This window comes from Komagataeibacter kakiaceti JCM 25156 (genome assembly GCF_000613305.1).
The window spans coordinates 1-10392 of sequence record NZ_BAIO01000049.1 but is presented as its reverse complement, the minus strand read 5'-3'; the positions used below and the strand labels follow the sequence as shown (position 1 = coordinate 10392).

6 protein-coding genes and 2 pseudogenes are annotated in these 10392 nt (G+C 60.1%); 2 read left to right on the top strand and 6 right to left on the bottom strand.

The features are described from left to right. Nucleotides 1–1415 (bottom strand): RNA repair transcriptional activator RtcR family protein (locus JCM25156_RS05325; RefSeq protein WP_025812381.1); only part of this gene is annotated, 1415 nt, incomplete at its 3' end. A 176-nt stretch (nt 1416–1591) separates the two neighbouring features. On the opposite strand from JCM25156_RS05325, the gene JCM25156_RS05320 reads away from it, so the two are divergent. Both JCM25156_RS05320 and JCM25156_RS05315 read left to right on the top strand, forming a co-directional pair. Further along, a complete protein-coding gene (locus tag JCM25156_RS05320) occupies nt 1592–3148 on the top strand; it encodes a vWA domain-containing protein (RefSeq protein WP_025812380.1) in 1557 nt (518 codons plus the stop codon). Nucleotides 3149–3329: 181 nt separating this feature from the next. Beyond that, nucleotides 3330–4742, top strand: coding sequence for an RtcB family protein (locus JCM25156_RS05315; protein ID WP_148299330.1), 1413 nt, complete (start codon nt 3330–3332; stop codon nt 4740–4742). 835 nt (nt 4743–5577) lie between these two features. On the opposite strand, the gene JCM25156_RS29790 is transcribed toward JCM25156_RS05315, so the two are convergent. From JCM25156_RS29790 to JCM25156_RS21750, 5 genes and pseudogenes are all read right to left on the bottom strand, one after another. Continuing rightward, complete coding sequence (locus tag JCM25156_RS29790; protein ID WP_199898819.1) at nt 5578–6042, bottom strand: YkgJ family cysteine cluster protein; 465 nt, start codon at nt 6040–6042, stop codon at nt 5578–5580. 584 nt (nt 6043–6626) lie between these two features. Beyond that, entirely contained in the window at nt 6627–7487 is an 861-nt protein-coding gene (gene ligD, locus JCM25156_RS05305) for a non-homologous end-joining DNA ligase (protein ID WP_025812377.1), read from the bottom strand. Nucleotides 7488–7596: 109 nt separating this feature from the next. Next, nucleotides 7597–8786: pseudogene (gene nhaA, locus JCM25156_RS21755) on the bottom strand (Na+/H+ antiporter NhaA). Between the two features lie 128 nt (nt 8787–8914). After that, nucleotides 8915–9487, bottom strand: a complete 573-nt coding sequence (locus JCM25156_RS05295; RefSeq protein ID WP_025812376.1) for a hypothetical protein — start codon at nt 9485–9487, stop codon at nt 8915–8917. Further along, nucleotides 9487–10392: pseudogene (locus tag JCM25156_RS21750) on the bottom strand (DUF3500 domain-containing protein); the annotation flags it as partial. The gene JCM25156_RS05295 and the pseudogene JCM25156_RS21750, both read right to left, overlap by 1 nt.

The following is a 10392-nucleotide window of genomic DNA, read 5'->3' as shown; positions in this document are numbered from 1 at the left end:
ACCGCCGCCAACTGCGCCCGGTCAAACTCATCCACGCCCGCCGGGTCGGGCAGCACCCCGGCCAGCAATGCAAGATCGCCATCCTGCCGGACCGCCGCCCACTGATGGCTCAGGATCAGGATTTCCGCCTCTACCATCGGCAGGGTGATGCGCCCACGTTCGGCAAGGGTGCACAACCTGCGGACCGAGGCCGACAGATCCCGGTAATTCCCCGCCCATGGCATGACCGGGTCACGGGCGAAACGCAGATAGCGCGCCATCGCATCCGCATTGAAACCGGTCTTGCAACCCAGGCTCCGTTCAGCTTCCTCCAGTTCATACGTCAGTTCAGCTTCCATATCCTCCCGCCGGTCACGCAGCGGCGGCAGGCGGAAAACCCATAGCGCCAGACGCGCCAGCAGGTCCGGGCGCATGATACCCTGCCGCGCCAGCACGGGCAGGTCCCGGCTGGTCGCGGCAATCAGGTGAAAGCGGCAGCTCTGCGCGGTATCGGCCCCCACGGGGTAATAACTGCCGCTTTCCAGCACATCGAGCAGCAGGCCCTGTTCCGCATGGGGCAGCAGGTCGATATTATCAAGAAACAGCACCCCGCCTTCCGCCCCGCTCAGGAAGCCTGCCCGTTCGGTGCCCGCCAGCCCCACGACATTGCGCCGCTGACCAAACAGCGCGGCCATGGCGTGCGGCCCCTGCAACCCGGCGCAGTTCACATGCACCAGACGCCCCTTGATGCGGCGGCGCTGGAGTTTCAGTTCATGAATACGCCGCGCAAGCGTGGTCTTGCCAACGCCCGCTTCCCCCACCAGCAGGATCGGTTCATCCGAACGGGTCACGACCTGTTCCAGCCGCTCTATCACGTTGTGGAAGACAGCATTTCTGGTCGGGATGCCGCCGCGCAGCATGTAGGAATGCTCACGCGCCGCCGCCTCGAAACGGCGCTGCAACGCGTTGTAGCGCGCAAGGTCAAGATCAATGATGTCAATCGTGCCGTTGGGCGCGTCCTCCCCCCGTGGTGGTCCGCTCTGGAGCAGGCAAGCGGGGATATGACGGCTTTCCGTCAGCAGGAACCAGCAGATCTGGGCCACATGCGTGCCAGTCGTCAGGTGGACGTAGTAGCGTTCCCGATCCTCGTCAAAGCCATATGATTCGGCAAAATCATACAGCTTTCCGTAAACTTCCTGAAAATCCCACGGGTTGTCGATTTCCATGCCCACCAGCCGCACCTCGGTCCGGGGGGACAGGGCCGCGATATCGCGCGCCACCTTCTCGGCCAGCCGCAGGTTGTGAGGGGAATGGAGCAGTTCCAACCGGTCGACCGGAAAATCGGGATGGGCACAGATCTGTACCGAAGGCCGCCATGAATAGCGACGCCCCTGATCAAGGGTGGTTCCGAGGAAGCCGATGACAACATTACGCATGGCGTTATATAAAACGATAAACCCATATAAATCCATATATGTTTTCTGGAAGCACCCGCACCAGAATCACGACAATTCAGTTCAATAACAATTGGTTATACGGAATTGTCGTTTTTCTTTTTCTTCGTCTTTCCCTCAGGCAGAAAAAGGAGATGACGAAGAAAGGAAACAGAGCCATGGCAGACCGATCCGTGTTTGCATCGCTGCGGGAGTGGTTCATACCACGGGCCAATACCCGTAATGTGGCCGGGGCCGTCGCCTATGATCCTGGCGCGCCCCATAAGCTGGCCCAGCTTGCCATGACGGGTACCTTTGGCGATGGCTATTATCAGGATGCCCAGACGCAGGTGCAGGCCCTGATCGAGCAGGCCCATGCCGTAAGCCCTGATTTCCTGGCCCGCACAGCCATCCATGCCCGGAACCGGGGGCACATGAAGGATACGCCCGCCCTGCTGCTGGCCATCCTGTCCCTGCGCGATACGGCGCTGTTTGTCCGCGCGTTCCCGCGGGTCGTGACCTCCGGCCGTATGCTGCGCACCTTCGTGCGGATCATGCGCTCCGGGCAGGCCGGGCGCAGGTCGCTGGGCTCACGCCCGAAGGCCATGGTGCGGGACTGGCTCAATGGCGCATCCGACGGGCAGCTTCTGGCGGCCTCGGTCGGAACTGACCCTTCGCTGGCCGATATCATCCGCATGGTCCATCCGCGCCCCGGCAATGCGCAACGTGAGGCTTTCCATGCCTGGCTGATCGGCAGGCCCGTCGATGTATCGGCCCTGCCGCCCATCGTGCGGGACCTGCTGGCCTTCCGCGCGGGGGAGTCCGAACGGGTGCCCGCCGTGCCGTTCCAGCTTCTGGCCAGCCTGCCGCTCTCGCCCACGCAGTGGGGGATGGTCGCCCGCATGGCGTCATGGCAGACCCTGCGGCAGGGGCTGAACATGCTGACACGCAATGGCGCCTTTGATGATCCGGAGGTGGTGGCCCATGTGGCGGCGGTGCTGCGCGACCATGAACGGTTCAGGGCGGCTAGGGCCCAGCCCTACCAGTTGCTTGCGACCCTGAAAGCGCTGGACCCGGCTGTGCCCCCCGCCCTGAGAGAGGCCCTGCACGACGCCATGGAACGCGCGGTGAGCAATGTGCCCCACCTTGCCGGGCATGTGGTGATATGCCCCGATGTATCGGCGTCCATGCATGCGCCGGTCACGGGCTACCGGGGGAGCGCCACCTCGGCGGTGCAGTGCATTGATGTTGCGGCCCTTGTGGCGGTAGCGATCAGGCGCGGCAATCCTGCCGCCCGCATTCTGCCCTTTGCCATGCAGGTACGTGACGTTGTTCTGGAGCCCGGCGATACGATCTTGGCCAACGTCTGCCGCCTTGCGGAACTGGGCGGTGGCGGCACGGATTGCGCTGCCCCGCTGGCATGGCTCAATGCCCGGAACGAGGTGGCGGATCTTGTCGTGTTCGTATCGGACAACGCATCGTGGGGCAACGCATGGCCCGATGGGAGAGTCACGGCCATGATGCGGGAATGGGCAAAGCTGAAAGCCCGTAATCCGGCGGCGCGCCTCATCTGTATCGACATCCAGCCCTATGGCGCCACACAGGCACCCGAACGGTGGGATATGCTGAATATTGGCGGCTTTTCCGATGCGGTTTTTGACCAGATGGCCGAATTCACATCGGGCCGGATGGAAGCCACGCACTGGGTTGGGCAGATCATGGCCCAACCCCTCTGAACAGCTCTGGCGAATGCCGGGGGGACTACAGTCACGAGGCCACTCTTACGGGAACCCTCCCCTCTTTGTCCCTCCAACCCCTTGTCGCCAGAACTTTTTTCACCACCCGGCCCACCGGGATCAGCAGGCACTATGCCGTGGACGCCCGCGCGCCCACGGCCCCAGCAAAACGTGAATGACCATGACCCATGAAATTCCCGCCCCCATAACCGGCACGCACCTGATTGAATGGGGCTATCGCCCTGGCCCCGCCTTTGCCGCCCTGCTGGCCCGCGCCAACACCGCGCGGGCCAACGGGATGGACATGGCGCATATCCGCGCCCTGCTGGCCGCCGACCGGCCATCCCCACCGCCGCCACACCTGCCCCTGCAAAGGGAAGGCGATGTGCCGCTGCATATCTCGATCCGTGCGGAAAACCCGGATGAAACCGACAACCTGAACGACGTGCTGGCCACAATGCGTGAAGTGCTGCGCACGCCTACGGCACAGGCCGGGGCCATCATGCCCGATGCCTGCCCGTCCGGCCCGCTGGGCACCATTGCGGTGGGCGGCATTGTCGCGACGCGCAACGCCATACACCCGGGCATGCACTCGGCTGACATATGCTGTTCTGTCATGATGACCGACCTTGGCGCGGCCGATCCGAAGATGGTGCTGGATGCGGCCTCCACCATGACGCATTTCGGGCGCGGCGGCCGCAGGGACGGCAACCGGTTTGCGGTGGAACCGGATCTGCTCGATGCTTTTCGCGCCAATCCCTTCCTGCGGCGCGAGAAGACCCTGCACATAGCACGGAGCCATATGGGCACGCAGGGTGATGGCAACCATTTCCTGTTCGTGGGGCGTTCGCGCAGTACCGGGCATACGGTCATGGTCACGCATCATGGCTCACGCGGGCCGGGCGGGCAGTTGTACAAGGCGGGCATGGAAGTGGCCGAGCGTTACAGGCAGCAGCTTTCTCCCGCCACGTTACCGCGGAATGCGTGGATTCCGGCAGATGGCCCGGATGGCCGCGCCTATTGGGAGGCGCTGCAGCTTGTCCGCCGCTGGACCAGAGCCAACCATACCGTACTGCATCATGCCATCAGCACCGCCGTGCAGGCCGATGTGGTGGAGCGGTTCTGGAACGAGCATAATTTCGTGTTCAGGCGCAATGGCCTGTTCTACCACGGCAAGGGCGCCACACCTGCCTGGGGCGACCATGCCGGGGATGCCTGCGGGAAGATGATCATTCCCCTCAACATGGCCGAACCGGTTCTGATTGTCCGTGGAAAAGATGCCGCCCACGGGCTGGGCTTCGCGCCCCATGGCGCGGGCCGCAACTTCACGCGCACCGAGCATCGCCGCCGTATGGGAGCCATCCCGCCCGCCGCCCTGCTCGCCGCCGAGACACGGGGGCTGGATATCCGCTTTTACGGAGGGGAAGTCGATACATCGGAACTGCCATCAGCCTACAAACGGGCCGACACGGTTTTACGCCAGATTGACGAATACGGGCTGGCCGAAATCGAGGACTACATCGACCCCTTCGGCTGCATCATGGCAGGCAACACGCCCTGTCCCGACAGGAATTCCCGCGACCGCGCCGCCTGAAACCGGCGGCGACCTTTCCGCTGTCCCGTGTCTTTACTGTCCATCCACTATAACCCGGCTACCCCATGGCGGGCGGGGACCGCCCTGGGGAAAGGCGGGTTTCCCGTCAACAATGACCTGACTGCCCGATCCATATGGCTGAGATGGATACGGGCTGGAATATTGGCTGTTCATATCTCCCTGCCCATAGGGAACATAGGGGTTATACATATATGGATAGGGCATTCCATACCCGTTGGACATGATCGGTGGGGCACCCGAACCATACATCCCTGCCGGAGGGGGCGGTTCGCCGGGAATGACAGAAGAATTTCCCTGAGTGTCGTTCGTAGAAGAAGACTGTGCATAGGAATTCAGGGGCGACAGGGCAAGGCCAGCAGTAACCGCCAATAGAATTCGACTCATTGCGCGTCTCCTGTTGTAAGGGTATCCGGGCTTCTAAAGCCAAAAACTCACGTTACGTGTCGCCTGTGGCTGCCTACCGAATAACACGATCATTTAGCTTGTATGCACCAGTATTATAGCCTCTGCTTCGGTTATGTGGAAGGTGCTGCAACAGGCTGTACGGCCAATCCATATTATCCTGAAGCGCGCCCCGGATAGATCGCCCCGTTTCTTTCCCGGTGATTATTGAAAACAGGAAAAGTTTTTGGGTATCGCCTTTTTTCGGAAAGGCGGCGTTTTCTGAAGCTTTTTGGAAAAAGCTTCACCAAAAACTTCCTTATGTTTTCTGGATTTCCTTAAAGGCGGACCTTAAGTAATACTTCATATGTTTTTGGTTTTATCTAAAATACAGAACAGAAAAATCATTCAGATCAAAACAATAACATTCCCCCTATGCTTTTACATCCGGCCCTGCGAAGAGACCATGCCTGCCAGACTGCCATAGACCAAGGGCCCCAGGCGTTACCAGAAGCACATGTGCGGCATCATGTAAAAAGACGGGGCCAGAATCCAGACCCAGCTCCCGTTCGATACTTTCAATACGTTGCTCCAGAACAAACAGAAATATCATGTACTGATGCGCCGCATGGGCTCCGTCCCCCTGATAGCCCATATTTTTTTCGGAATATTCTCCCTGCTTACACAGTTCCACATCAAAGCTGTAATATCCTCGGCATACCATGGGGCGGCTATGGTAGATGGAACATTTCCCGTCAAACAGGAACGGGCAGAAAAGCGTCTCGGAGGCGAGCCTGTCCTGAAGCATGCTGAACTGGTCTTTATCAAACTCCGGCGCGCCTCCGCCAGCCCGAGGGCCGCAAAAACCGGATTGGTCTGAATAAGATTGCGGCAGCATGTATCACATCCACTATGACAGGCCAGAGGCTGGACCGGACATATCCGATGTAATTCCTGACCGACCTCATCACACAGAGCGAGCATTTTTCTGGCAAGATCAATGATGTCGGCATCATCTGATGCGGCGGAAAGGCCGCTTCTGAACATGCTGTCCGCCTGCGCCATTTTTTCCCGCATATATTCAAGGGGAGAACGATGTTGAGGAGATACTTCTGCACTCTGCATAATATATTCTATTTACTTCTGTTCATCATCATATTCGTTGCCAATACATGCCGAACGCACGGCACCACGTAAACCATAAGGGTGCTTCAGTTATAGAAAAAAAGAAAGCCATAATCGAAAAAATATCATATCGCGCACGGGTGGAGGCATGGATACTGGCCTCAGGTGGATGATTTTACGAGAAGATACTGAATGAACGGACTGGATATGCTCTGCATTACAGTTGCATTTTTTGGTGCGTAAAAAATAATAAAAGCCTCTGGGTATCGCCTTTTTTAGAAGGTGACGGTTCCTGAAGCTTTTTGAAAAAAGCTTCACCAAAACTTCCTTATGTTTTCTGGATTTTCAGTTGGCTACTTATTCCGCCTGCGTGCAGGGTACATCCTGCACCATATCCCCATAACCGGCCCACGGGTCAGGCTGCGCCGTTACCCGCCGTGGCACGCTGTGCAACGTCCATACATCCGGATCAAGTCCGGGGTTCACTTCTTCCCATGCAAGCGGTGTTGCAACCGTGGCGCCGGGTCGGGCGCGTGGCGAGTATGAAGCAATCGCGGTGGCTCCGGGACCATTGCGCAGCCAGTCGATGAAGATATGGGCACGGCGCGCTTCCTTGCGCGGCGTTGCGACGAACAGCGCCGGATGCACCTGCACGAGTGTCATGCTGGTTTCATGCGCGAAATCCCGCACATGCGCCCAACCCGCCTTACGGGAAAGCGGAACGACAACATGCAGGCCATGGCCGCCCGTCGTACGACAGAAGGAGGCGAGACCGATCCCCGCCAGATGATCACGCACAATATGCGCCGCCTCGACAACACTTGCGAAAGGCAGATCTTCACCGGGGTCAAGATCGAATACCAGTCGATCGGGATGTTCCGGATCCCGCTCCGTCACCTGCCAGGCGTGTAATTCAAGGGCAGCGATCTGCGCCATCGCCCGCAGGCCACGGGCATCGTCAATTGCAAGATAGGGCTGGCCAAGCAGGGTGCCCGAGCGGATCGCGGCCGGAAGCACCGAACGGGCGTGTTTCTGAAAAAAGCGTGGGCCTGCCACGCCATCGGGGCAGCGCAGGATCGCCAGCGGGCGGGCATCGAGGCCGGGCATGGCAACCGGCGCCATTGCGCGCCAGTAAGCCGCAAGATCACCTTTCGTCACACCCGGCCAGAAAAGCCTGTCCGGATGGGTCAGGACGGGTTCCGCGCGCGATGGAGCCATGACCATCTCCTCTCTCATCTCCCGTGACATAACGCCAGATGTCCGGAAAAGTATCGGAAATCAACACACATGGCAGCACCCGTGCCTGCACATATGTGCCGCCCCGTCCCTATTTTATGGATAGGCGAAAACGCAACCAGAACCAGCCCATCAGGCAGAGAGAATGGACCCCGCGAATATCCCGATCTTTGCCGGGACTACAAGCTCCAGCCCCGCAAATGCCAGGTTTGCGATGAACAGGCTGATCGTAAAGCCAATACCGCACAGCAGCGAAAGACCGAACAGCATTCCAGCCGGCGTTGCGGCGGGAAGTGTTGCAATCTTCAGTCGGGCCGCCAGCATTGTCGCGCCGAACACCCCGACCGGCTTGCCAATCAGCAATCCCGCCATGATGCCAAGCGGCACAACCGTAAGCATCATGCCTGCATAAACGCCCGTAAGGGAAACGCCCACGTTCATGAATCCGAAAAGCGGCAGGACCACCCAGGTAACAGCGGGCGTCAGTACGGATGCTGCTTTGTCGAGAGGGGAATCCTGCCCAGCACACATTGCAGGCGCCGTTGCGGGCAGGCAAAGTCCGGTCACGACCCCCGCAAGGGTCGGATGCAGCCCGGAAACCAGCAGGGCGCCCCATAACAGGACACAACCGGTAGCATAGCCCCACAGCGCCCTGACCCCCGCCCTGTTCGCGCCGATCAATGCTGTGGTGACAGTCAGAGCACCCACCAGCGCAGGCCAGCACAGGGGCGCTCCATAAAACAGGGCGATCACGACGATACCGAGCACATCATCAAAAATGGCAAGGGCCATCAACCAGGCCCGCGCCCCCGGAGAGACACGCTGACCAAGCGCAAGAATGATCGGCAAGGTAAATGCCGCATCCGTGGCAACGGGAATGGCCCAGCCGCGCGCCGCTTCCGGATGGCCGCATGTTACCAGCAGGTAAATCAGGGCGGGCACGACCATTCCGCCCACCGCGCCAATCAATGGAAGGGCGATGCGGCGCAGGGATGAGAGATGGCCGGAGACGATCTCCTTCTTGATTTCGAGAATCACCACCAGAAAAAACAGGGTCATGAGCCCATCCGACACCCATGCCTCGATGTTTTCCGGCCCCCGTCCCCCAAGGAAGGAAAGTTTCACCGGCAGCGTTATCAGGGCGGTATAACCTGCTGCCCACGGTGAATTCGCCAGAACAAAGCCTGCAAGGGAGGCCAGTAGCAGGACGGATGCCCCACCTGCGGGAGAACTCCAGAAACGTCGGATGCGATCAGTCAGCTTAATGGGGGAAGCAGGCATTCATGTTCCTTGAATAAATCAGATCGCTTTTACAAACCCGCAACCGCGCCCGGTACCCTCCCTGCCGATAAATCCCGAATGAAGACGGGCGGTCCGTCGGACCGCCAGTGGGTAGCGGATAAAATGAGTTATCCGGAAAAATTCCTTGCAGGATTTCGGCCTTCAACAAGAAAATCCAGTTGATAAAGTGACTGATCCTCCGAACGGTTCTGCTGGAGAACATGAATGGAAGGATCCTGCGGAAGCAGGCAGTTCACCAGCCAGACCGTCTGGCGCCCGGAAGCCCGGTTCCTGTAAACCAGATGATATTGCCCGTTGCCGAGGTGAGTGTTCACGTCAAACACAATATCGATCACGCCTGCGCCCCCCTTCATTGTGTCAAGGGTGGGGAAAACCCCGGCGACCGGGCGAAGGAATACCGGCTTCCCGTTGAGGGAAAACGACAGATGTTCTGCAATCCGTTCCGCATAACCGTGCTGCTCCTCCACGGACAGGACGCCATCCCCGTTCTGGTCGATCTGCCGGATCACGCCAGCCGCCACGTCCACGCCCGGTGTCAGCCGTAGTCGCAGCGTGATCCCGTCCCGCGCCAGAGCGATGGTTGTCGCCTGTAAATACTCATCCAGCCGATGCGCCCGCGCTGGAAACCCGGCTGCCAGCAGCACGACGGCGGCAAGCGGAATTATCCGTTTGTGGAACATCACCGGCGTGTAAACCGGCTGCCATAGCTGTCTGTCGGGTCGCGATAGACCGTGTGGACATGCATTGTCGCATCGCCGCCCACACCCTGCGGTGAAAATTCGATCAGCAGACGCGGCCCCTGAATCCGGTAATAGGATGATCCGTTCCGGCCGGGCGCATGTGTCAGCGGGCCGCTCCATGCGAACCATGTTTCGTTCAGGTCGCCACGGATTTCCTTCAGGCGCGGGGCCGCGTAGGCATCGTTGACAAGCCCCGCCCATTCACCGATCACGTCCATAAGACGTTCCTTCTGGGCTGTTGTCAGTGCGGATCCCCTGATTCCCTCAGGCACGATCGTTTCCCCATCATGCCCCGGCCCGGCAACCAGATCCTCCACCCTGTAGGCAGAATGGCCTGCTTCCGCTGCTTTGCATCCAGGGTGTCCAGCAGGGCGAACGCCCTGTCGTTTTCCCCCGCCAGCACCCGCACCGTCTTTTCCCCCGCCTGGTACACGGCGGGCTGCGCGCCGGTCAGCGTCGGCGTCATGATGCCGTGCGTGCCGTCGATCACCACATTAAGCCCGAGATGATGCCCGCCGAACTGCACCATCCACGGCGCGCTTTCCGATGGCGCGCCAAATAGCGCAATCGTATAGACCGCCCGACCGGACGCAAACGGTGTTCCGCCATCCGCCAGCGCCTGATCCGATCCCATGATGTCCAGAACCTTCTGATAGCCTCTGGCGCTCAGAAGAACCCTGAGGAGAGTCATGGCCGCCGCGTGCTGGGCCGCCGTTAGCTGCCCCATACGCACCCCCGGACGCGGCACGTCGCTGACGGGAAAGTTCGACCATACCGCCGCCCCGTACCGTTCACCAACAAACCCGCCGGGCGGCCCCATTCCCGGCCCGCGCGCGGCCGGTGCG